The organism is Deltaproteobacteria bacterium (assembly GCA_016874755.1).
GTDB lineage: Bacteria > Desulfobacterota > Binatia > UBA9968 > UBA9968 > DP-20.
In genome coordinates this window covers 22,295-45,929 of sequence record VGTH01000030.1, presented here as the reverse complement: position 1 = coordinate 45,929, position 23,635 = coordinate 22,295, and the positions used below count along the sequence as shown (strand labels likewise).

Genomic DNA, 23,635 nt, shown 5'->3' with positions numbered 1-23,635 from the left:
TCTCCCTGATGCTAACTTTAGATCGAACTATTTCAGATGTTGGGCGAAGAACGATTTGGTCTTGTCCCACGCATCGGTGGCCGCTTTTTCATTGTAGCTGCCGCGCTCGTCGCAGAAAAAGCCATGGCCCGCGTCCGGATAGATTTTCATCTGGAACGCAACCTTCTTCGAGGTCAGCTCAGTATTGATCTGTCCCACTTGATCCATCGGAATCAGCTGGTCCTTGGCGCCGAAGAACAGATACATCGGGCACTTGATCTCACCGGTGCGCGCGAGCGGGCTCGGGTTGCCCATCGGAATGCCGCCACCATAATAGGGCACCGCGCATTTTACGTCATTGGCGTGGTGCGCCGCGGTCAAATAGGTCAAACGACCACCCATACAGAAGCCGATGACGCCCAGGGAGCCGGCTTTAACGTTGCTCTGCGATTTCAGTTGAGCAATCGCCGCGCCGACGTCTTCCATGGCCTTCGGGTCTTGCACGCGCTGCAAAGTCGCGATCGCCTTCTGCATGTCGGAAAACGGAATCACGCGCTCGCTTTCACGATGATAGATATCCGGGCAGATCGCCACGTAACCTTCAGCGGCGATGCGATCGGTAACCTTCTTCATGTGTTCGTTAACACCGAACGCCTCTTGAATGACCACAACGCCTGGATAGCTGCCGCCGTCTTTGGGCTGGGCAACATAGGCCTCCATCTTGCCGTCCGACGTGTTTAGTTGAACGGTTGAATTTGTAACGTCCATTACAAACCTCCTAGGAATCTTTTTCGCACGATTTTGAGTGAATTTTCCTCTATCAGATTTTCCGGTCTTGGTTCAAGGCCGCAGCAATATCTTGCGCGCACCGGGCCGGGAAGCGCTCGCCACTGCGTCAACGCCATCCGCCAACGGGAAAATTTTCTCGATCAACGGCGTTATCGATACCTGGCGCTTCGCTAAAGCTGCTAATGCGTCGGAAAACGGCCCGCAGCGCGAGCCGATTAGATTGATCTCGTTGATGACGACGGGTGCCAGCGAGACCTGATGGGCGCCGGCAATCGTGCTTTTGAGCACGAGCGTGCCGCGCGGCCGAGTCGCTGCGAGCGCCAGTTCCAAACCGGATGCTGAACCGCTGGCTTCGACGACCATTTCGAACTGGCGTGTTTGCCAATCCTTCAAGAGAAGCGTCCGCACGCCGGCTGGCTTAATCAACTTGAGTTTGTCCTCGTGCTTGCCAAGCGCAGTTATCTTGGCGCCGGTGCGTGCCAGGACCTGGGCACAGAGGTTCGCGAGCTTACCGTCGCCAATGACTAGAACTTCATGACCGTGATCGACCTGCACTTGCGTCAAGATTTCAAACGCCGCAGCCAAGGGCTCGGTGAACACCGCATCTTCGTCGACAACGCCATCGGGCACAACATGAAGATTGCTCAGCGGCACCGAGACATATTCCGCATAAGCCCCGTCGGCGTTGAGAATGCCCATAACGCTGCGCGTCGGGCAATGGCGCCCCAGGTCGCGCGCGCAGTAATCGCAGCGGCCGCAGGCGAAATTGATTTCACCGACGACGCGCTTGCCGAGCCAATCTTTCGGTCCCTCGCTCACTGTGCCGACGAACTCGTGGCCGGGCACACCGGTGAAGCCCATGTAGCCTTTGAAGATTTGCAAATCGGTGGAGCAGATGCCCGAGAGGTGGACTTTGACGAGGGCTGTTGATGACGAGAATGAAGGATCGAGGATGGAAGATGGCGTCGGATAGGAAGATTCCAGCGCCAGTGTTTTGCCGTTCCAGTGCAGGGCTTTCATTGTTGCGAGGTCGGGCGCGATGAATCGCGCCGCTACGGTCACACCCCTTTGCGTTCTCTGCGTTTTTTGCGGCTATGCCGATCAGCTCCGCAGCGGCCGCGCCCATTTATTTTGTGGCTGCGCCACCAACTCACCATCGACGTAAATATCGCAGCCGCGCTCATGCCAGAAGCAGACGAGCCCTTTGATCTTGGGACACTCTGGAATGGTGTCTAGATAGCCCCAGACAAGATCGTTGAAGGTCTCGTTGCCAAGCTGCACCGACCAATAGGACGCCGGTCCTTTGTACGGACAGCGCGATTTGGTCGCAGACCGAATCAGCAAATCCATCCGCACGTCGCCCTGCGGAATGTAGTAGCGCACCGGATGGTTAGTCTCGAAAACCAGGCACGGCCGGCGCGTTTCGGCGACGGTCTGGCCGTCGATCACGACGCGCACATGGCGCGCGCTCGGAATCGCATCGACCCGCTTGTACGGGTCGCGGGCGTGGATGTAAAGTTCTTCCTCTTCTTCCATCCACTTGTCCATCTTGGGCCAAACGAAAGCAAAATGATCTTTGATAGCGCTCGCAGCCGGCGACGGATTTCGGTAACTCCATGCCCCGGCTTCTTCGACTTTGCTGCCGGCGCGAATCGAATAGTAGTTTGCCGTGCCCTTGTGCGGGCACTCACTAATCTCGGTGGCCAGCGATAGCAGTTCGGTCCGCACATCTTCCTTGGGAAAGTAATAACAGGGCAAAACTTCCGCCTCGCGCACGAGTTTGGCGCGCTTGCTGCTGGCAATCGTCTCCCCGCCGAGGAACACCCGCACATGACGCGGGCTCTCGCTCACGTGCACCCAGTGGCCCTGATCGCCATGCACCGGCACGCGTTGTTGTGTGACGTTGCTTTGCATACGGCAGCTCCTTTCTGACACGCGGAACGCGGGCGGGTTGCAAACCTGCCCCTACGAATCAAAATCCTCTGCGGCCTCCGCGCCTCTGCGCGAGATATTCTTAACTTAACTTTTTCAATTTCTGCAGACTGCGCAGCTCGCGCGGCGGCTGCAGGCGCTGACCCATGATGGTCCACGACACCTCCGCGACAAAGATGTCGCCGCCGGCGCTGAGCGCGATGCCATGCGGCGCGATGAACTGGCCCGGTTTTTCGCCGCCGCGAATGTCACCCAGGCGCGCCAGCCGCTTGCCGCGTTTATCGTAAATGTCGACCCGGTTGCCGAGATTGGGCGCTTCCATGTTCACACCCAAGCCCGGTCCCAGCTCACCGATGTAGCAGATCGGTTCTTGCTTGGTCGTATCCATGTAGAGCGCGCAGGGCCGGTGCATGTTGTTCCACTGGGTTTCGTACTTGCCGTTGCCATCAAACACTTGCACGCGATTGTTCTCGCGATCGGCAACGTAAACCCAGCCGTCTTTGTCGGTGCAGATATTGTGCACGATGTTGAACTGCCCGGGATCGGAGCCGGACTCGCCCCACGACAATAGTAACTTTCCGTCGGGCGAATATTTGTGCACCCGCGAGTTGCCATAGCCGTCGGAGACGTAGATATCACCGCGCGGCGAAAACGCCACGTGGGTGCAGCGGTTGAAAGGCTCGCCGCCTTGATAGGTCGCCGGCTTGCCGGGAATGCCCAGCGTCATCAGGACTTCGCCGTCAAACGTGCACTTGCGCACCGTATGATCGCCATCGTCGGTCAGAAAGATAGTGTCGTCCGGTGCCATGGTCACGCCGTGGGCGCGCTTAAACGTCCCCTCGCCCCACGAGCGCACAAAGTTGCCGTTCTTGTCGAAAACAATCACCGGATGAATGCCGCGGGTAAAGCAATAGACGTTGTCGTGATTATCGACGCCCACCGCCGCAACTTCTTTGAAGTGCCAACCGTCCGGCAGCTTGCCCCAGCTCTCGATCACTTCATAGCGGTAATCGCCGCTGCCTAATATCACCGACGTAAATTTCTCCCTTCGGTCGAAGCCGTTTCGAGTTTCGCGTTCCGAGTTTCGGGTTGGAACACGAAACCCAAAACTCGAAACCCGAAACCCCTATTCCGACTCATACACCTGCCGCCACGCCTCAAAGCCGCCGGCCATGCTGCAAACGTTCTTGAAGCCGTTCTCCATGAAATAGGCCGTCGCGCCCATGCTGCTGTTGCCGTGATAGCAATAGACCACCACCGGCTTTTCTTTATCGGTCTGCTGCAAAAACTCCTGCACGTTGCCGTCGCTCAGATGTATCGCGCCGGGAATATGCGCGGACTGGTAAGAACCGGGATCGCGGATATCGACGAACAAACAGGTCTTCTCGTCGAGCTTTTTCTTGGCGTCTTGGATTTGGATCTGCGGAATCTCCATGCACAGGCTCCTTCCCTACGGTTGCCGTTTTATCAACCTCGCTCGGAGCTGTCTACATGATTGTTGTCATCCCGAGCGCCGCGCGAGGCATCTCGTCCCCTGAGCCGGATTCGACGAGGAGATTCTCGGCAAAGCCTCGGAATGACAACTTTGGGCGCCCTCTGTAGGCGCGCCCAATTTCCACTGCTATACTTCGGCGCGATGAAACTCTCGCCGATCGCTTACTACGTTACCGCCGCGGTTTGTCAAACCGCGGGCTCCTCCGGCGCTGCCATGCTCGCGCCGTTCTTTATGAAAGAACAAGGCTATTCGATCGCCCTGGCCGGCATCCCTCTGGTCGCCAACGGTGTCGGTCGCGTCTGTTCCGACCTTTTCTCCGGGGTGATGGCGACCTATTTCAGCTCGGGCACACTGCTGATCGCCGCGGTGAGCATCGGCTTCTTGATGAGCGTGATCGGCTATCTGTTTCTCGACAGCATGCCGGTGTTTCTTTTCGTTTTTGCCGTTTACGGCCTCACCGAGGCGATGTTTGCGCTGTCGCTGAGGAAAATCGGCTTCGACCAATCCGCGCCGGAGCAACAGGGAAAAGTTCAAGGCCAGATGGCATCGGCCTTGGGCATCGGCTTTACACTCGGCCCGCTGCTGGGAGGTTTTGTCGGCAAATGGCTAGGCTCTCAGGCGCTGTTCCTGCTCTACGCCTTACCGGAAGTTCTGGGATTGATACTCGTGCTACTCGGCGGCGCCCATCGCTACCGCAAGACCGCGATCGACGCGTCGACGACCTTGTGGCGTGAAGGGTTGAATCTCGTCAAGCAGCCGCCATTTCTTGCGTCCTGCCTGGCGATCTGTCAGTCGTTCTTTTTTCTTGTTGGCGTCACCCGCGTGGCCTTTCCCTTTCTCGCCGTCAACCAGCGCGGCATCGGTCTCGAGGTTGTCGGCACGATGGTGGCATTCTCGCGGCTGACAGATACCTTGGGCCGCTTCACCGGCGGCTTGCTCGCCGACCGCATCAAAGCATCGCGGGTAATTTTGCTCGGCGTCGTCCTGGGAATCCCGATGTTTCTCGTACAAGTCTACGGCAACACTTTTCTGACGCTACTTTTGCCGCTGGCGGTGATGACCATGGGATTCGGCTTCAGCAATGTCGGATCGACAACCTTCGCGCTCCAATGCGCGCCGCCGGCTGCCAAGGGGCTCGCCCTTGGCCTTTCGCGCGCGTCGACTTCGCTGGGGCAGATGATCGGCCCGCTGGTTTGCGGTGTTTTGATCGAATCGCTAGGGTACGAGCAAGGATTTCAGATGATGGCGCTCAGCTCCGTGATCGTGCTGACGCTCACTTGGTGGGGCCTCCGGCGCCGACCGACGCCGCCCGTTCAAGGTTCAACGTTCAAGGTTCAAGGTTGAAAGCTCGGTTTTCCGCAGAACCGAGCGAATCCGAACCTTGAATGTTGAAGGCTGCGCTTCCTAGCGCAGCCCCTTATACGTCTCGCCGATCGCCAAATCTTTTAAATACTCCACGCTATTGTTGGCGTAACCCACCTGGCCGGCTTTCTCGGCGCGCCAGGCATCGAGATATTTGATGATGTCGTCCAGCGGCAGCACATCGGCGTATTTTTGGTTCATGTCGAACAGGTTGATCGCGTGGCAGGCCTCGTGGCGGTCGAAAACACATTCTTCGGCGACGACCATGCGCAGGCGATTGGTCGTGCCATCGACCACGCTGGCGCGCACGCAGCCGCTCGTGCTCTCACCGCAGGTGATGATCGTATCGACGCCGAGAAAATTAAGATGGCCGACGAGCGGCGTGCCCCAGAAGGCGCTCGGTGAAACTTTTTTGAAAACCGTCTCGCCGGGAATCGGCTTTACTTCGTCGACGATGTCGTAGCGGCGGCGGAAACGGTCGAGCTCTTCGGCGCTCATGGTGGCGCGTTTCTTGGTGTCGCGGCGAAACGCCCAGGGCTCGACGGCGACGCCATCCATACCCGTTACGTGAATAATCGGGATGCCCACCTCGCGGCACTTGGCGAGTAGTTTCTGTATATGCGGCAGCGCGTTCCAACCCGACAGCCCGCAGCTGCCCGGCCAGGTTTTGATCGCGTCGGTTACCGCCTCGGGCTTATCGCCAAAAACCCAACGGTAAAGATCGATCAAGAGCAGCGCCGGCCGCTCACCGAAACCGATTCGGCGCTCGCCTTTGCCTACCAAGGTAGCCTTGTCCTGCTCCGTCAAAAACTTGTCCCAAACCCGTTCAGCCATAACTTTCTCCTTTTCTTGAGAACGTTGCGCCGATCGCTCCCGCCGTTCTAGTTGCGCCATTCCTATCACTGCAGCCGCTGCAGCGTCAAGAAAACCTCGCGTCACCAGGTTTGACACGGGAGCGGTCGCAGCGTGCCATGAATATCTAAGACCCTCGGTGACTTGCCGATCTAGAACATGAAGCTCGTGTGCGTTCGGTAACTATTAGGTCGCGCACAACAAGAGAATACGTAAAAGCAAATGGAATACTGCGAAGTCGCCGCACAACTGCGCACCAAGGCGCGCAAGTGGATCGCCGATTTCGACGTCGATCTGCTGCTCGGCCTGGCCGATGACTTTCTCAGCGACGCGCCCGGCCGGGTCGAAAGAATGCGCCTCGCCGTCGGCGCCAACGATCATCGCGCCCTCACCCACGAGGCGCACACGTTGAAATCCAGCTGCACCCACGTCGGTGCCACCGAGCTCGAGGCGATGTCCAAAGCGCTCGAAGTTGCCGGCCGTGCCGGCGAGGCAGCCTCGCTTTCGGATCAAGTGGCGCAACTCGAACAACACTTTATTTTAGTTCGTCAAGCCGTCGAACGGATGGTCGACAATCTCGACGAGTTCCTAGTCGAGAACTAAGGCAATGATCAGCAGCCCGACCAGCGCTGACAGCTCAACTGAAGCTGTCGTGGAACCGAAGACCCCGCGCTGGCACTACATCTATTACATTCTTGCCGCCATCGACCTCATCACGGTTGGCGTAAGCCTCTACTTAAGCCACCAGATGGTGGCAATTCACACCGATTCGTTGGTTGCGGCCGATGCCTTCGCCGCGGTGCGCCGGCTTGCCGGCGACGTGAACGCGCCGGGCAACGACGTGTTCGACAGTAAAGATCCCGCGGCGGAACGGCGCCGGTTGCAGCCCAAGCTCGACGAATTTTTTTCGGCGCTCAACAAGGCTCGCACGACCACGGTGATCCCCGACGCCGATATCCGCGCGGTGGAAACCGCCATGGCGCGGATGGTTGCCGAAGCCAACGCGATTTTTCAGCTCTTCACGGCCGACCGCGCCGACGAAGCCGGCACCCGCATGGCCACCATGGACCGCCACTACGCCGACTTGAATGGCGCCATCGCCACCATGGAGTCCCACGTGCGCCAAGCCCAATTTGCCGATGCGCAAGCGAAACAAAAAATCGAACGGCTGATCGCCATTTTGGTGCTCTTGATGGTCGGCGGCGCTCTCTACTATGGCCACAAACTGTCGCGCCAGGTGCAAGCCGACCGCTGGAAAGAGCGCTACACCAAAGAACTGGAAGTCGCCCGCAACCAAGCGCTGGCCGCCGCCCGAGCCAAGTCCATGTTTGTCGCCAGCATGAGCCACGAGATTCGCACGCCGATGAACGGCGTCATCGGCATGACCGATCTGTTGCGCGGCACGCCGCTCAACGCCGAGCAGCTCGACTATGTAAATATTCTAACCCGTTCGGGCAACGCGCTGTTGGCCGTCATCAACGACATTCTCGACTTCTCCAAGATCGAAGCGGGCAAAATGTCGCTCGAAACCATCGACTTTAACCCGCACGAATTGATCGAGCAGGTGGTGGAGCTGCTCGCCGCCAGCGCCCATAGCAAGCAGATCGAGATCATCCCCATGGTTAACAATGACGTGCCCGAGGCGGTGCGCGGCGACCCCGCGCGGCTGCAACAAGTGCTCACCAATCTGCTCGGCAACGCAGTCAAGTTTACCGAGCAGGGCACCATCACGGTCAGAGTTCTGCCGCTGCCCGCTGACGGCTCGCTGCGCTTGCGCTTTGAAGTCAAGGACATCGGCATCGGCATCGCGCCGGAAGCCAAGCTGCAACTCTTCGATGCCTTCACCCAGGCGGACGGCTCCACCAGCCGAAAATATGGCGGCACCGGCCTGGGGTTGGCGATCTCCAAACATTTGGTCGAGTTGATGGGCGGCGTCATCGGCGTCGACAGCGTCGTCGGCGAAGGCAGCACGTTTTGGTTTGAGTTGCCGTACCAGCCGGCGACAGCGGCCGTCGATGATAGCCACACCAGCGTGGAGCTCGCGGGAATATCGATTCTTTGCGTTGACGACCGTGAAGAAAACCTGCGCGTGCTGCGCCAACACCTCGCCAAGCCCGGCGCGCAAGTGGAGTGCGTCGATTCGGGGGAACAAGCGCTGGAACGTCTATTGGAAGCGCGCAATCGCCAAGATCACTACGACATCATGATCGCCGATCACAAAATGCCGGGCATCGACGGCGTCGAGCTGGCGCGCTTGATCAAATCGTCGGCCGGCGCGTTTGGTTCGCTATCGATTATCTTGCTTACCTCCAACGACATCGCCGCCGCCGAGGAATCGTCGCGCAATCTGTTCGCGGCGCGGCTCCACAAACCGGTGCGGCGCGACGCCTTGCTGCAGACCATCCTGCGCGTGCGCGGCACCATCAACCCGTCTCAACCGGTCACTCAAACGACCCGCGCCCATAAATCGATCTTGCAAACCCGAGCGCTCCTCGCCGAAGATGAAAAAGTCAATCAACGCGTCGCCGTGCGCATGCTGCAAAAGTTGGGCTGCCAAGTCGACGTCGCCGTCAACGGCAAGGAAGCTCTCACCGCCCTGGAGAGCAAACCCTACGACATCGTGTTCATGGACTGCCGCATGCCGGAAATGGACGGCTACGAAGCCACCATGACCTATCGCAGTCAAAACAAAGAGCTGCGCCGAGTGCCGATCATCGCGCTCACCGCCGACGCCATGCCCGACATCCGCGAGAAATGTCTCGAAGCCGGCATGGACGATTATTTGGCCAAGCCGATCAAGTCAGAAGAGCTCGCCGGCGCATTGGAGCGCTGGTTGGCGGCGCGCTAAGCAGTTTGCCAGCCCGTCGTTTTTTCGACGCGCGTAAAACGATTACCCTAAGGCGCAAAGGTTTGAAGGGGGAATATTCACCACGAAGGCCACGAAGACCACGAAGGTAAGAGAAGAAAAAAATATCTTTTCCGAACTTCGTGACCTTCGGGTGCTTCGTGGTGCGAGATAGAATTCTTGTATTTGACAAGTCTTCGCAAGCCGCGCAAATTTTCAACTATAAGGGTACGGGTTCAGGCGATGCGGGGGCCGAAACCCATCTCAACTCAGCTGAATCGCCCGCAGTGCCGTGACCAACGCGGCGCGATCATGCACGGACAATTTCAGCAATTCTAAATCTCCAGTCCGGTGCCGGTAGCGAATCGCGACGGCGCCGAGGCGAGAAGTCTCACGAATGTCCACGATCGACCGTCCCGGCACACTGTGATCCCAGCCGAAAGCTTCTGCGACAAACAGCAGGTTGAGCGGAAAACGCGGCCCGACTTCCAATGAATCTTTCGTAACCGCCACCCAGAGAACCGGCAGAGCGCTACCCAACCAACGCCCCAGAAGCCGTCGGTCCGATTGCCCCGCGCGCCACGTTTCAAAAAAGCGCAGCTCGGCAAGATCGGGTTGAAGAATCGGTTTGCCTCGCTGGCTGCGGAAGAGAATGGAACCGCCAGCCAATAGGCAAACAGTAATCACCGCCATCGAAATTACTCGGGAAAGCATTCGCACGCTCTTTCGTACAGCGTATCCGTCCACCCTACTTTGTGTGTGGTCATTTGCAATCCTATTTACAACAAACCTTGCTCCGGCGCTTTCGCTCGCGCTATATTCGCCACACGGGAGGCGTCATGGAAAAACTCATTCCCATCGATCTCAACGGTGTCATCGAAGCGGTCAAAGCCGAAGGCAAAACCCGCCGTGTGCTTTGGCAAGATTCCGAATCCATCGCGTTTCTCAGCAGCGGGCGTAAGGAGCGCTGGGATTTTCACGTCGATCCCGCCGACGAGGTCACGCTGCAAGTGACCGGTGTGCAGCATCTGGTTTATCGCGATGAGAATGGCAAAGAACACACCGCCGACATTGAAGCCGGGCAGATCTTGCTCTGCCCCGCCGGCGTGCCGCACTCGCCGCGATTGGAACCCAACTCATGGTTCATCGTCTTCGAGCGCAAGCGCAAAGCCGGCGAGATCGATTATTTCAAATGGTACTGCAACAAGTGCGGCGACAAAGTCTATGAGACGTCGGCCGAAGTCGGCGACTACCGCGCCGACCCGGTGGGGCAGGTGTATCAGATATTTTCCAGCGACGAGAAGCTGCGCACGTGTAAAAAATGCGGCACGGTGATTCCGGCGCCGCCGAAATGATTCGGAATGCCTCGCGCAGAGACGCAGAGGGCGCAGAGAAAAGGCGTTTTCCGAACTTTGCGTCCTTTGCGCCTTTGCGCGAGGACAATCTTCTCTTCGTGACCTTCGTGGAGACAGATAGTCCTGTGAATGCCTACGCAAAAAAACTCACTTCGCTTGCCCGCGCCTACGCCGATGGCGAGCGCGCCGTGATCGCGGCGTTTTTCAAGAAGCCGCGCAAGCCGACCGATCATGTGCGCTGGCTGAAAGCGCAAGGATTCAAAGAATACTCGGCGATCAAGCCGATTCTCGATGCGCTGGCGGCGCTTTATCCCAAAATCGGCAAGGGCGTCGAGCGCCATGCCTACGCCGAGCTCACCGAAAAGCTCGCGGACGAAACCAAGCACGCGCAGCTGGTGATGGATTTGCTGCAGGAGATCACCGGCAAAACAGTTCATCCCAAGGACCTCACCTGGCTGCCGGAAGATAAAAAGCTCGCCAAAGTCAGAGCAAAATATTCGAAAAGCTACGCCACGCTGTTGCACGGCTCGGGCCGAGTTCGCTCCAAGGAGATTCATCGCAAGGACGAAAACCTCGAGCGCGCCGCCATCACTCTGACCGAAGGCGGCGGCGGCGCTTTGTACCTGGTTTGCAGCAAGCTCAAGAAACACGGCATCGAAGGCAAGATCGCCAAAGTCTTTCACGAGATTTTGCTCGACGAAGTCGGCCACAAAGACTCCGGCGGCAACGCGCTTGCATCCTTGTTAACCGACCGCGAGTCCTTTGAGCGCGCCGCGCAGATCATCGGTGAAGTTTCCAATCAACGGCTGCGCATGCGCAACGAGCAATTTGGCTTTCCGCTCCGCGCTCGGCAATTGGCGGTTCTCGATCAAAACGCGCAACGATCATTGCCGGCACGATGAAAATTTTCTTTCTGCTGCTCTGCTTTGCTTTTTGCGGCTATGCACGAGCGGTGGAGCTGCCGGCTCTCAACACCTCGGTCAATGATCTCGCCGGGCTTTTTCCGCCGGCAAGCATTGAAGATCTCAACACGCGCTTACATCGCTTCAAAACTGAAACAGCCAAGCAAGTCGTCGTCCTTACCGTCAAGAAGCTGGACGGCCACGACGTTAACGACCTCGCGCGCACCGCCTTTGCCAAGCTGCCTTTGAGCGATGACGAGAGGCAGGCGACCCTCTTGTTCGTGGTCGCGCGCCAAGAACATCTCGTTAGCTTGCACGCCGGCACGGCGCTGCACAGTTTATTGCCACAACCAAGAACCAGCGAAAAACTGCGCGCCCAGTACGTCATGTATGCCGACGGCTTGCGGCCGGACCTGGGCATTCATGGCGCGGTGCATTATCTGTTTCGGCTCCTGCGCGGCGATGCGGTTTCCGACGAAGAAAAACTCGAAGCGGCGTCACTGCGCGGCGCCGGCGCCGGTCCGATCTTTGCCGTCTTCCTCGGCCCCTTCTTGGCTTTCTTCATCGGCGGGCTTTGGGGCGTTTACGCCACCCAATACGGCGTCGAGCGCCGCCTGCGTCTACTGATGGGTTCGGTCTTCGGCGGCGCCACGGCAAAGCTTGTCATCACATTGATGGCCATGCTCGGGCCGATCAGCAACGGCGCCTGGTATTTCATCATGGCAATTGCGATTCCCCTCGGCACGTTTGGCAGCCTGACGGAGTTCTGGATGTCGGGCAGCGACTGGCGCGGCATTCCGCGCGATAAAGAACGGCGCGGCAAGCCGGAAGATAATATGGGAATCTGACAAGACAACTCACCACGAAGACACGAAGGTCACGAAGGGAAGAAAAAGAAAATCTTCTTCTCCGAACTTCGTGTTCTTCGTGCCTTCTTGGTGCAATGAAATTTTCCAAAAAATCGCGCGATTGTGATACATCTCGCTCAATTTGTCGGTTCAGAGAGGATTTTTTCCAATGGCCAACGATGAACGGATCAAAATGTTGATGGCGGCGTTTGAGAAAACGACCTATTTCAAGTGGATGAGAAAGCAAGGCATTCCCGTCGTTGACGGCTTTGGCATCGAAGACGTCCGTGAGGTCGCTACCGCGCCGTGGCAGCGCACCGGCGGCAAGGCGGCGTTTTTGAACCTTTATGGCATGGAAGGGGTCACCGGCATGTACGTCGGCGAGATTCCCGCTGGCGGCGCGCTTAGTCCGGAGAAACATTTCTACGAAGAAGTCATCGTCATACTCGAAGGCAACGGCGCCACCGAAGTCTGGCAAGACGGCGGCAAGAAGCAGGCCTTCGAATGGGGACCCTGGAGTCTGTTCGCACCGCCGATGAACACCTGGCATCGCCTGATCAACGGCGCACGCACACCGGTGAAGTTTTTGGCCGTCACCAACGCGCCGCTGGCCTTCGACATCATTCACAACGAAGAGTTTATTTTTAACTGCCCCTACAACTTCACCGATCGCTACTCGGGCGGCGACGAATATTTTAATCAAGGGCTGAAACGCTATGAACAAGGCATGCAGCATATTTGGGAGACCAACTTCATCGCCGACATTCAGACCGCCAACGTCGACAAGCGCGAAGTCAAAGGCGCCGGCGTCGGCATCACCCAGTTTGAAATCTCCGGCAATAGTTTGATCGGCCATCTCGCCACCTGGCCGGCGGCGCGCTATCACAAAGCGCACTACCACGGCGCCGGTGCGATTCTGCTTGGCTTGCAATCATCGGGCTACGTCCTGCTGTGGAACAAAGAACTAGGCACGCACCCGTTCGCAGCGAGCCGCGGCGACGATGTCGTCGAAGTAAAATGGAAAGCCGGCAGCGTCTACTGCCCCGGCGGCGGCTGGTTTCATCAACACTTCAACACCGGCGCCGAGCCGGCGCGCCATTTAGCTTTGCGCTACGGCAGCCGCATCCATCCCATCGGTTTTAAAATCGCCGACAAACGCAGCGAAGACGGCGTCTATATCGATGTCAAACAAGGCGGCACGCTGATCGAGTACGCCGACGAAGACCCCTACATTCGCAAGCACTACGAAGACGAATGCGCCAAACGGGGCGTGAAATCGCAGATGCCGGCGCTCCCATCGTGACCAGGTTCCAGCCGTTCAAACCGTTCAACCGCGGTTTGAACGGTGCGCCAGTATTTTGAGGGGAATCCATATGATCAAGAATCCGCGAATTCATCGTTTTGCGCTCGCCATCGCCCTGGCTTTGTTACAACTCGGCGCCGCGACATCACTGGCGGCGCAAACAGCCCCCTTCTACAAAGACAAAACTATTCGCATCATCGTCGGCTTCACTTCCGGCGGCCTCTACGATCAATACGCGCAGCTGCTGGCGCGCCACATGGGGCGCTATCTCCCTGGCAATCCGAACATTCTCGTGCAAAACATGCCCGGCGCCGGCTCGCTGACATCGACCAATTACGTCTACGGCGTTGCCAAACCGGACGGCCTCACCCTCGGCATGCCCGGCAGCGGCATCTATCTCGATCAAATGCTCGGCCGCAAAGAAGCGACCTTCGACGTGCGCAAGCTCCACTGGCTCGGCAGCGTCGACCAGCGCGATCTCGTGCTCTACATGAGGGCGGACGCGCCGTGGAAATCGATTGAAGACATCATGAACGCCAAAGAGGCGCCCAAGTGCGGCGCCACCGGCACCTCGGATTTGACCTCGATCCTCGCCGCTATTCTAGAAGAGACTCTGGGCGCCAAACTCCAAGAAGTGCGCGGCTACCCGGGCGGCGTCGAGATCGATCTCGCCCTGGAGAAAGGCGAAATCCAATGCCGCGGCAACGGCATCACCACGCACTTTGCGCGCGAGCCCTATTTTACCTGGCACAAGACCGGCTTCGACCGCCACATCGTGCAAACCGAAAACAAGAAGGACCCGCGCCTCCTCGACGCGCCGACACTGCTCGAACTCATGGACAAACGCAAGACGTCCAACTTCAGCCGCAGCGTGGCGCGCGCCATGCTGGTGTCGGCGACGTTGGGCCGACCGATCATGACGACTCCCGGCACGCCGGCCGATCGCGTCGCGCTGCTGCGCGAGGCGATCGCCAAAACGCTCAAAGATCCCGCGGTCATCGAAGAGGCCAAGAAAAGCCGTCTCGATCTCGAAATCCTGAGCGGCACAGAAGTTGAAGCACAGATACGCGATGTCATGGGGCAGCCCAAAGACGTCGTCGAACGCGTCAAAAAATTGTCCGAATAAGACGCACCGCTCCTATGAGTTTGACAGAGCACCAAGCGACCGAACTCATCAAACGGCTTGGAATCGAGGCAAAGGCGGCGCTGCGGCGCTATGGGATCGGGGTGATCTTGCTTGGAATCTTCAATCAGCCACGATTCCTTTTCGGCGTGATGTTGGCGCGTTGAGCTCGCTGCCTATCGCAGGGGTTCGCGCTCGCATTTGACTCTAACATTGCAACCCCCTGGCCGGGGATATACACTTTAATAGCCATGGTTCACGACATGACACAGGCTTGGCTCCCTGTCGCTCATGCCCCTTGGTTGCAACTACGCCGGAGCGCGCGCCGATGAAGAAAGCTTGGTGGATCGGCCTGGCCCTGTTTGTTTCACTGGCTGGAATCGTTCTGGCGGTTCCCTTATTTGTCGACCTCGGCGTTTTCAAAAACACCTATCTGCCACTTGTGGAAGACGCCCTCGGGCGGCGCGTCGAGGTTGGCGAAGTGCGGCTTGGCTTGGTTCCCGCGCCGTCGATACGGCTCGCCAATCTGAAAGTCTCCGACGGTCCGGCGTTTCCCAACAACACGTTCTTTGCCACCGATCAGCTGCAGCTGCGCTTGCGGCTTTGGCCGCTCATCCGCGGCCGCTTCGAAGTCACCGAGTTGGTTCTCAAAAACCCGACGATCAATCTGCTCAAGCGCGCCGATGGCAGCTTCAACTATGCCGACTTGGCCGGCAAGAAACTTCCGGTCGCCAAGAGCGCCCCGCGCAAGGCCAAAGCGGCGCCGAGCAAACCCGCCGAGGGGACATATATTCCCTTGGTGCTGCCGGTGCGCATGCGCATCGACAACGGCCAGTTGAATTTGCAGACCGTCGGGCAAAAGCCGGTGCGCATCGACAACATTGAACTTTCTTTGGAAGAGTATGCCGAAGATCAGCCGTTTCCTTACCGGGCCGCGTTCAACTACCCCGGCTTGCGGCGCGTAACGCTGGAGGGACAGCTCGACTACCGCGAAGATCAGGCGACGCTGACTTTCACTAACAATCGTTTGAAAGTACTCGACCTACAGTTACCCATCGAAGGCAACGTCAGCCATCTTTCGACGACGCCGCGGGTGAATTTGAAATCGCATAGCGAGCGCATCGACGCCAAGCCGGTGTTCGAGCTGCTCTCCGTGTTCGGCTTGGCGCCCAAAGCGACGGAAGTCTCCGGTCCCATGAGCCTTGCGCTGTCGGTGAGCGGTCCGTCGAACCAACTGGTCACCGAAGCGCGCGGCCATTTGATCGACGTCAAAGTCAATGGCAAGCGCGCTCTCAAGGGCAACCTGACCGGCGACGTCACGATCAAGCTGCCGCTCGGAGCCGGTTCCGCGACGCGCCGCCTACAAGGCAACGGCAAAGTGGCCGCCCGCGATGGCGAGCTGACCAACGTGAATCTGATCAAGAAAGTTCAGCAGGCCACGGGGTTGATCGGTCTTTCTAAAGAACAGGGAAAGCAAGCCACCACCTTCAAGAATCTTGAGAGTGAGTTTGCCATCGCCGGCGGCAGCGCCGATTTCAAGAGAATTTCCTTGACCAACACGCAAGTGGAAGTGAACGGCAACGGCACCCTGACGCTCGATCAACCCACACTTGACATGGTGCTGGAGACCAAACTGCTCGCGACGCCGGCAGCGCGCAACATCCGCGGCCGCACCGCGGCGTTATTCAAGAATGCCCAGGGCCAATTAGTCGTGCCGCTTAAAGTGCGCGGTCCGTTGGAAAACCCCAACGTCGACGTCGACATGACCAAAGTCGCCCAAAACACGCCGGCACAAGCCGTCGAGAAGCGGCTCGGCACTTTCCTGAAAAAATTCTTCAGATAACGCGCCGCCTACAACGACTTCTTCCCCGGGTGCCATTCGTAACTTTTGACGGTGTAGGCCTCGGGCGGCATCAGCGTGCTCAAGCCGCGCTTGCCCAACTCGCCTTCGAACTTCTGGCGAATCCACGGATCCTCGTCAATATATTCGATCATGTCCTTGGCGCGGTCTTCGATCTTCTCGGCGTGGCCGCGAAACTGCCGCGGCGGATGCAGCGCCAGATAACGCGCCGGCGTGCCGCCGGCGTTGAAGTGTTGGTGGAACCATTTGTTGGGCGGCACGAACATGCTGCCCTCGTGCCAGGGCGCGACGATTTTTTCTTGGCCCTCTTCCCACAGCACCGAGTAGCCTTCACCTGCCGGAATGACGATCACGCGCCCCGGGCCATGGCGATGGGCTTTCTTGTACGTGCGCGTCGGAAACACCGACATGTGGCAGGACATCTCTGAGTTGGGAAACATGATAATGACGCTCATGCCGCCGCGTGAGTTGGTCGTCAATTTATCCCAGGCGGCCATGTCGGGGAAAAAATTACCATACCAATAGACGCGGCTGCTGCCCCAGGCCAGCGCTGGGTCGCCGTTCTCGACCAGCTTGGCCTCCGAATAGGTCTCCGCTTCGGGCGCCGAGGCGCCGGCACTCACGAAAGGATTGTTGAAATAGAATTGCGGCTCCGTCACCAGCGACGTCGCCAACGGCAGATAACTATAGCGCAGGATGCGCACCGGCTTATCGCCGCGCATGTTGGTCATCTGCAAATAGCAGTTAGACGGCACGTGGAACAGGCTGCGATCTTGCCATTCAAAAGTTTTCTTCGGCATATTGTCGGCGCGCCAAACCGTGCTGATGCCGCGCCCCTGCAGCACGTAAACGATTTCGTCAAGCGCAAACTTCACCGGTGGCAGCGATTTTCCCGGCGCGATCTCCATAACGATCGCCGAAGTAATGCCCTCCTGCCCGGTGAGCTGAATAAACGCCGCATTGCATTGCCGCTCGTCCCACCAACCAAGCTCCACCGTGCGCAAATCTTGGATGAAAAAGCCGCGATGAATCGGAATACCCACCGACTCCATCCAGTGGTCGTAGGTAAAGGCTTTGACCTCGTTGCGCTTCTCGTCGCCCTGATAAGGGTTGGTGGTAACTTCAAAATTTGCCGTGGCCATTCTTAGAGTCTCCTTTTTCCGAACTTTGCGCCTTTGCGTCTCTGCGGGAGATAAGCCGGGAGCTATTTCCCATCGTCGATACTTACCAGGATAATCGCATTAGCAATCAACCAGCCGTCTTTGCCCGACTCGTTGAGTACCTGCAGCCCGCCTTGCACGACGTTGATGCGGCCGCCGCCATGCGGCAGCGTCGCGAGCACGGCCTGCTTGTCGACTGCGTCGGGCTTCGGCACACCGATGGTCACTTCGACATGCATGTCGTCGGCGGTCTTGCCGACCAACTTGGGAAAACCCAAGCTGCTATGATGAATTGCATCGAAGACCGCTCTCTTAGCGGCCTCGGTATAATTCAACCCGTGCACGTCAACTCCCATCCCCATTTCTGTCACGCATCGTACCAAAGCCATCGTGAGCTACCTCCAGTGGAACAGTTCTCTCTGGTTTAGTCATTAGCAACGCTGGGACTGGTCCGTCAAGTAACCCATAGGCACACGCGCCGGTAATTTTTGCTTGACGAAGACAGTCCGTTGGCGCGATGATCGGAGGACGCCAACGTCGAGAGCCCAGGCAGATGTCCGAACCTGAAAACATTCATCATTCCGTCGATGCGGTGGTCGTCGGCGCGGGGTTTGCCGGGCTCTACCAGCTCCATCGCCTGCGCGGCCACGGGTTTTCCACGCGGATGTTCGAGCGCGGCGGCAACGTCGGCGGCACCTGGTACTGGAACCGCTATCCCGGCGCGCGCTGCGACGTCGAGAGCATGCAGTACTCCTATTCCTTCGACGAAACGCTGCAGCAGGAATGGCGCTGGCCCGAGAAATTCTCAGCTCAGCCAGACATTTTGGCCTACCTGAATCACGTCGCCGACCGGTTCGATCTGCGTAAGCACATCGATTTCAACACAACCGTCACCGCGGCGCATTTCAACGAACCCGCGCGCTGCTGGGCCATCGAGACTGACAAGGGCGAACGGGTCTCCGCGCGTTTCTTGATCATAGCGACAGGTTGCATCTCCACCGCGCAAACGCCGGAGATCCCTGGCCTCCCGGACTATCGCGGCAATACCTACCACACCGGTCAATGGCCGCATCGCAAAGTCGACTTCACTGGCCAGCGCATCGCTGTGATCGGCACGGGTTCTTCCGGTATTCAATCCATTCCCATTCTCGCCGAGCAGGCGGCTCACCTGACGGTTTTCCAGCGCACAGCACATTATTCCGTACCGTCGCGGAATTTTTCGATGACTCCGGAGTATGAGCAGGAATGGAAGGCCAACTATCGCGCCCGGCGCGCCGAGATGCGCTACACCAACAGCGGCAGCATGAGTAAACCCAACGACCTAGCAGCTCTCAAAGTAAGTGATGAGGAGCGCCAAGCCATTTATCGGAAGCGTTGGGAGATCGGCGGGCTGCAGTTTCTCAGGTCCTTCACCGACATTCTGACCAGCAACGAGGCGAACGAAACCATGGCGGAATTTGTCCGCAGCCAGGTTCGCTCGATCGTCAAGGATCCGAAGACCGCTGAATTGCTGGCGCCGAAAAGTTTTCCCATCGGCGGCAAACGGCTGTGCGTCGACTCCGACTATCACAACACTTTCAATCGCGACAACGTCGAGCTGGTCGACATCAGCGGTGCCGGTATCGAACGGTTCACGCCAACCGGTCTGGTGGCCAACAGCCGCGAGTTCCAGTTCGATAGTGTCATCTTTGCTACCGGTTTCGATGCCATGACCGGGACACTTTTTAGGATCGACATCCGCGGCCGCAACGCGCTTGCGCTCAAGGAGAAATGGCGCGCCGGGCCGCGCAGCTATTTAGGTATCATGTCAGAGGCTTTTCCCAACCTGTTCACCATCACCGGACCTGGCAGCCCTTCGGTCAAAAGCAACATGATCACTTCCATTGAGCAGCATGTCGACTTTGTTACCGACGCGCTGCTGCATATGCGAGAACATGGCTTCGAGGTGATCGAGCCGGAGCTCGACGCCGAGAACAACTGGGTCGACTTCGTCCAAGACGCAGCGAGCAAAACGCTCTTCCCATACGCCGACTCCTGGTACATGGGCGCCAACATTCCCGGCAAGCCGCGTCTCTTCATGCCCTACATCGGCGGTGTCGGAAAGTATCGGAGAATCTGCGAAGAGGTTGTCGCGCAGGGATATAAGGGATTTCATTTTCATGCACAGTGCGCAACCGAGCAACGCAGTACTTCAACCGCATCGAGCGAAGTACTTGCTTCCTCGCCCTCTGGGAGAGGACTGAGATGAGCGTACATCGTGGCTCGGTTCCGGTGTGCTTCGAGTCTGCCCTCACCCTCGCAAAGGGCGAGGGGATAGGAAACCCCATGTCGATTTCTATAAATGCAGTCCATTTGTCCGTTCGTTGCAAGTTTCAAGAGCAGCCTATGAGATTTCTCACCGCAATTTTCGCATCGATATTGTCGATCCCATTCTTGCTGCCTGGATGGGCGCGGGCTCAGGGGTCAGGCCAATGGGCGCCCCTTGCGCGCAAGCATGGGAGGTAAAGACTGTTTGCAGCCAGGCTGCCCTGTGGTGTAAAAAGTGAATTGAAGCTTTGCTGCGGCAAGCTTCAACGCTACGGAAATCCAACAGCTAGGCACAACCTGAAAGGACATTCGGAGGTGCTTTATGACCGGATCTGATTTGCGTTACCTGCGTTACGCCATCATGATCGCCGACCGCGCCCGCGAACATGGCAGCCCTCCGTTCGGCGCTGTCTTAGTCAGCAGCCGAGGGTGGATCCTTGGCGAAGCCGAATGCACCCAAGGCAAAACCCACGATTGCACCAGTCACGCGGAAACAAACTTGCTGCGAGACGCCACCCAGCGTTTTTCACCAGGGCTTTTGTCTCATTCGACCCTTTATACGAGCGCCGAACCCTGCCCCATGTGCGCGGGCGCCATCTACTGGAGCCGAGTGGGTCGGGTCGTGTATGGCTTAAGCCAAGAGCGGCTGCAGGCCTTAACGCAGAACCAAGCCGAATACCTTTCCGAGCATTGCTCCGAACTGTTGGCTAAGGGGCAACGGCACGTGGACGTGTTCGGCCCGATCCTCGAGCAGGAGGCCGAAGAGGTTTTTAAGAAAGCTTTGCCGGCTGTGATCAATCACTAGCATCGACCTTCGACAGTGCCTCTTGGTAATACGAAAGATCGCAATATTTTTTAGCTCGCGGTATTGGTTGCGACAAGTAGCCAAGCTCCGCTCGCAACGCCATGGCGGCGCGCACGCCGGCGATGTTCAGCTCGGCTTTCGGATAAAGCCCACGCTGCGGATGCAGCAAGGCCTCCAACGTTTTGTCCGCCGCGCTTCCTGTAACACCGCTGTGGCGGCCAAGGATGGCAAGGCACGCCTCGTGATGAGCGCGCTCGAAACACCATTGTGTTGCCTCGACATAGCCGCGCATGAAGCGCAACAAGAGATCTCTATGCCGCTCGGCCCAAGCCCGGCTGGCCGCGCCCACCGTGCCTTGATAAGCCGGGATCATTTCAAGATCGCGCGCCAGCAAGTGGCAGCCCGCTGCCAAGGCGTTGCTGAGGAAAGGTTCAGTCAATAGCGTTGCACTGATCTTTCCTTCAGATAGTGCGGTGTAGCGCCGTTCCCACCCGCCAATTTCGATCAGATCGTAACGGCCGCGCGGCAACCCTCTGTCATTGAGAAATTTCTCTAGCACCAAGACAAAGCCGGTGTTCTTCGCGTCGACGCCGATGGTGGAATTGGCGAGCGCTTCCACGGTGTTTACGTTCGGCGCGCTAACCAAGGTAAATAAACCGCCGTGCAGGCCCATGAACATGAATAGATCGGAACGCCGATCGGCTTCGACATCGGCGATGATATCATCGGCCGCGGTGAAGCCGATATCGGCGCCGCCGTCTTTCAGCGCCCGGCAAACAAAAGCGGAGCCCGGCGTGTATGCGATCTCGAGCGCGAGCCCATGGCGCGCAAAAATCCCCTGCTCAACCGCCGCATGAATCGGCAGATTGTAGGCGGCGCGAAACTGGATGAGTCTGAGTGTCTCCATATCTTTCACTAGCGACTACCACGCTGGAAATGAAAAGTGCAAATCTGCTGTTGCTAGAACCGCGAAATACCCATATACGGCAATAGAACGCTACCCATCGGAGGTGAAATCATGCCGGTAAAAGTCATGCGCATCGAAGACGCGCCAATCAAGCTTATGCGCTGGGATCGCGGCAAAGCGCTGCGCTTGGTCGACGAAGCCGACGGCGCCAAGAACGTCGACGTGCATATAAACTTAATCAACGTCAACTCCGGGCCCGGCCCGACGCACTATCACGCCAAAGCCGAGAACATTTATGTCGTTCTCGAAGGTCAGGTCGAAGCCATCGTCGAAGGCAAGAAAATCCGCCTCGGCCCAGGCGAAGTGGCGTTCATCCCACCCGGCGTGCGCCATCAAGCCGGCAACTGCGGCGACACCGTCGCGCGGGTTCTGGAAATCTACGCGCCGGCGGGCGAAGACTTTCACATCGTCGACGACTCGGAAAACGCGCCGCGCGATTAGTTTCTCGGACAACACCCATGGCAAGAATTGAGTTTGGCGTTTTACTGCCCCACTTCGGCAAAGAGTGCTCGCCAGCGCGCATCGTCGACGGCGGCCGCATGTGCGAGGAGCTGGGGTTTGACTCCATCTGGGTGCGCGACCATTTGATCTGGAACCCGCACAGCATGGAGCGCGCCGGCCTGCGCTTCGTCGAACCTCTGGTAACGCTTTCCGCCATCGCGGCCGTGACCAAGAAAATCAAACTCGGCACCGCCGTGCTCGTGCCGCTGCGCTGGCCGCTAAAACTAAGCCAAGACTTGGCGAGCCTTTCCTACGTCGCCGGCGGCCGCGTCATCGCCGGCATCGGTTTGGGCTTCAACCCCGCCGAGCTCGCCACCGTCGGCATGCGCATGGAGGACCGCGTCGACATCATGCGCGAGACGATCGAAATCTGCCGGCGCATCTGGCGCGAGGACAACGTCAGCTACCAAGGCAAAGTATTTTCTTGCGACAACGTCACCATCGAGCCCAAACCGGTGGAGCCGATTCCGTTTTTCTGCGGCGGCAGCACCCGCGCGGCGATCCGGCGCGCAGCAGAATACTGCGACGGCTGGCTGCCGGGCCGCGTGCCGATGACAACTTTTGATGATCGGGTGAAATACCTAAGGCAATTAACCGACCGAAAAATTATCTTGGGCAACATCCCGATCACCCGCATCGAGCTCGATCGGAAGAAGGCGCGCGATTCGATCAACGTCGAAGCCCTTGCCGAAAGCTCGGAAGGCGCCAGCCACTGGATCAGGCCGCCGTCCGGCAAGTTTCAAACCATCGAAGATTTGGAAGGACTGCTGATCGTCGGCAACCCCGACGACTGCGCCGCCGAGATCGAGAAATTCTGCGCCCGCGGCGTCGAACAACTGGTCTTCGACCTGCGCCTGCAATACGACCGCTTCGAAGAGAGCCTGGAGTTAATCAGCAAGGAGCTGCTGCCGCGCTTCCGTTGAGTCTAGATTGCATCGATGCGCCCCATTTGTGGCTTGCAAGCGAAATCCCTTGTAGCCTTGCGCAACGACGTCTTCACAGATACGCCGATATTTTCCCACGCCGCCGATGTAGGGCATAAACAGGCGCGGCTTACCGGGAATCGGGCCCATGTACCAGGAGTCGGCCCGCCGATAGAGCGTCGCGTTGGCATCAATCTGAAAGTTTCCGAGTCGTGCCAAAGACTGGGCGCTTCGATCTGAGGCTTTTCTCGCTTACGCTGTTGATTTTGACTGATCGAAGAAACATTGATATGCACAAACCGTTCATTGGAGAAAATGCGATGAAC

At 58.1% G+C, this 23,635-nt stretch carries 23 protein-coding genes and 1 pseudogene; 13 read left to right on the top strand and 11 right to left on the bottom strand.

The window, feature by feature from the left end; translation table 11 throughout:
- Positions 1-27: 27 nt before the first annotated feature.
- The 5 genes from FJ145_17755 to glpE form a co-directional block, all read right to left on the bottom strand.
- Positions 28-747 carry a dienelactone hydrolase family protein gene (locus FJ145_17755; GenBank protein ID MBM4263261.1) on the bottom strand — a complete coding sequence of 240 codons (720 nt, stop codon included), beginning with the start codon at positions 745-747 and terminating at the stop codon, positions 28-30.
- A gap of 72 nt (positions 748-819) precedes the next feature.
- Positions 820-1,788: a hypothetical protein gene (locus FJ145_17750; GenBank protein ID MBM4263260.1), complete on the bottom strand. Its 969-nt coding sequence runs from the start codon at positions 1,786-1,788 to the stop codon at positions 820-822.
- A gap of 81 nt (positions 1,789-1,869) precedes the next feature.
- Positions 1,870-2,682, bottom strand: coding sequence for a DUF427 domain-containing protein (locus FJ145_17745; protein MBM4263259.1), 813 nt, complete (start codon positions 2,680-2,682; stop codon positions 1,870-1,872).
- Positions 2,683-2,782: 100 nt separating this feature from the next.
- Positions 2,783-3,730, bottom strand: coding sequence for a hypothetical protein (locus FJ145_17740; protein MBM4263258.1), 948 nt, complete (start codon positions 3,728-3,730; stop codon positions 2,783-2,785).
- 96 nt (positions 3,731-3,826) lie between these two features.
- Entirely contained in the window at positions 3,827-4,135 is a 309-nt protein-coding gene (glpE, locus tag FJ145_17735; protein ID MBM4263257.1) for a thiosulfate sulfurtransferase GlpE, read from the bottom strand.
- A 141-nt stretch (positions 4,136-4,276) separates the two neighbouring features.
- Between glpE and FJ145_17730 the strand changes: the two genes are divergently transcribed.
- Positions 4,277-5,539, top strand: coding sequence for an MFS transporter (locus tag FJ145_17730; GenBank protein ID MBM4263256.1), 1,263 nt, complete (start codon positions 4,277-4,279; stop codon positions 5,537-5,539).
- Between the two features lie 60 nt (positions 5,540-5,599).
- Here FJ145_17730 and FJ145_17725 read toward each other — a convergent pair whose 3' ends face one another.
- Positions 5,600-6,451, bottom strand: coding sequence for an isochorismatase family protein (locus FJ145_17725; GenBank protein ID MBM4263255.1), 852 nt, complete (start codon positions 6,449-6,451; stop codon positions 5,600-5,602).
- 180 nt (positions 6,452-6,631) lie between these two features.
- Here FJ145_17725 and FJ145_17720 point away from each other — a divergent pair, with 180 nt between their 5' ends.
- Entirely contained in the window at positions 6,632-7,012 is a 381-nt protein-coding gene (locus FJ145_17720) for an Hpt domain-containing protein (GenBank protein ID MBM4263254.1), read from the top strand.
- 4 nt (positions 7,013-7,016) lie between these two features.
- Positions 7,017-9,257, top strand: a complete 2,241-nt coding sequence (locus FJ145_17715; protein MBM4263253.1) for a response regulator — start codon at positions 7,017-7,019, stop codon at positions 9,255-9,257.
- A 261-nt stretch (positions 9,258-9,518) separates the two neighbouring features.
- Here FJ145_17715 and FJ145_17710 read toward each other — a convergent pair whose 3' ends face one another.
- Complete coding sequence (locus FJ145_17710; GenBank protein MBM4263252.1) at positions 9,519-9,947, bottom strand: hypothetical protein; 429 nt, start codon at positions 9,945-9,947, stop codon at positions 9,519-9,521.
- Between the two features lie 146 nt (positions 9,948-10,093).
- On the opposite strand from FJ145_17710, the gene FJ145_17705 reads away from it, so the two are divergent.
- The 6 genes from FJ145_17705 to FJ145_17680 all read left to right on the top strand — a co-directional run bounded on the left by FJ145_17705 (position 10,094) and on the right by FJ145_17680 (position 16,628).
- Entirely contained in the window at positions 10,094-10,609 is a 516-nt protein-coding gene (locus FJ145_17705) for a 3-hydroxybutyryl-CoA dehydratase (GenBank protein ID MBM4263251.1), read from the top strand.
- A 125-nt stretch (positions 10,610-10,734) separates the two neighbouring features.
- On the top strand, positions 10,735-11,511 hold the full coding sequence (locus FJ145_17700; protein MBM4263250.1) for a hypothetical protein: 777 nt from the start codon (positions 10,735-10,737) through the stop codon (positions 11,509-11,511).
- A complete protein-coding gene (locus FJ145_17695) occupies positions 11,508-12,359 on the top strand; it encodes a hypothetical protein (protein ID MBM4263249.1) in 852 nt (283 codons plus the stop codon). Before FJ145_17700 ends, FJ145_17695 begins: the two co-directional genes overlap by 4 nt.
- 169 nt (positions 12,360-12,528) lie before the next feature.
- The gene (locus FJ145_17690) at positions 12,529-13,662 is read left to right on the top strand and encodes a hypothetical protein (GenBank protein MBM4263248.1); all 1,134 of its coding nucleotides are present in this window, start codon (positions 12,529-12,531) and stop codon (positions 13,660-13,662) included.
- Between the two features lie 70 nt (positions 13,663-13,732).
- Entirely contained in the window at positions 13,733-14,788 is a 1,056-nt protein-coding gene (locus tag FJ145_17685) for a hypothetical protein (GenBank protein MBM4263247.1), read from the top strand.
- A 325-nt stretch (positions 14,789-15,113) separates the two neighbouring features.
- The gene (locus FJ145_17680; protein MBM4263246.1) at positions 15,114-16,628 is read left to right on the top strand and encodes an AsmA family protein; all 1,515 of its coding nucleotides are present in this window, start codon (positions 15,114-15,116) and stop codon (positions 16,626-16,628) included.
- Positions 16,629-16,636: 8 nt separating this feature from the next.
- Here FJ145_17680 and FJ145_17675 read toward each other — a convergent pair.
- Positions 16,637-17,716, bottom strand: a pseudogene (locus FJ145_17675) (cupin domain-containing protein).
- A 134-nt stretch (positions 17,717-17,850) separates the two neighbouring features.
- Positions 17,851-18,195: a hypothetical protein gene (locus tag FJ145_17670; GenBank protein ID MBM4263245.1), complete on the bottom strand. Its 345-nt coding sequence runs from the start codon at positions 18,193-18,195 to the stop codon at positions 17,851-17,853.
- A 164-nt stretch (positions 18,196-18,359) separates the two neighbouring features.
- On the opposite strand from FJ145_17670, the gene FJ145_17665 reads away from it, so the two are divergent.
- Complete coding sequence (locus FJ145_17665) at positions 18,360-20,054, top strand: NAD(P)/FAD-dependent oxidoreductase (GenBank protein MBM4263244.1); 1,695 nt, start codon at positions 18,360-18,362, stop codon at positions 20,052-20,054.
- Positions 20,055-20,435: 381 nt separating this feature from the next.
- Entirely contained in the window at positions 20,436-20,918 is a 483-nt protein-coding gene (locus FJ145_17660) for a nucleoside deaminase (protein MBM4263243.1), read from the top strand.
- Here the strand turns inward: FJ145_17660 and FJ145_17655 are convergent.
- The gene (locus tag FJ145_17655) at positions 20,908-21,825 is read right to left on the bottom strand and encodes an ABC transporter substrate-binding protein (GenBank protein MBM4263242.1); all 918 of its coding nucleotides are present in this window, start codon (positions 21,823-21,825) and stop codon (positions 20,908-20,910) included. The genes FJ145_17660 and FJ145_17655 overlap by 11 nt on opposite strands.
- 111 nt (positions 21,826-21,936) lie before the next feature.
- Here FJ145_17655 and FJ145_17650 point away from each other — a divergent pair, with 111 nt between their 5' ends.
- Entirely contained in the window at positions 21,937-22,326 is a 390-nt protein-coding gene (locus FJ145_17650; GenBank protein ID MBM4263241.1) for a cupin domain-containing protein, read from the top strand.
- Between the two features lie 17 nt (positions 22,327-22,343).
- Positions 22,344-23,309, top strand: coding sequence for a TIGR03619 family F420-dependent LLM class oxidoreductase (locus FJ145_17645; GenBank protein MBM4263240.1), 966 nt, complete (start codon positions 22,344-22,346; stop codon positions 23,307-23,309).
- Here FJ145_17645 and FJ145_17640 read toward each other — a convergent pair.
- Positions 23,274-23,528 (bottom strand): hypothetical protein, encoded by a 255-nt coding sequence (locus FJ145_17640; protein ID MBM4263239.1) that lies wholly within the window; start codon positions 23,526-23,528, stop codon positions 23,274-23,276. The two genes, FJ145_17645 and FJ145_17640, sit on opposite strands and share 36 nt — an antisense overlap.
- Positions 23,529-23,635 lie beyond the last annotated feature (107 nt).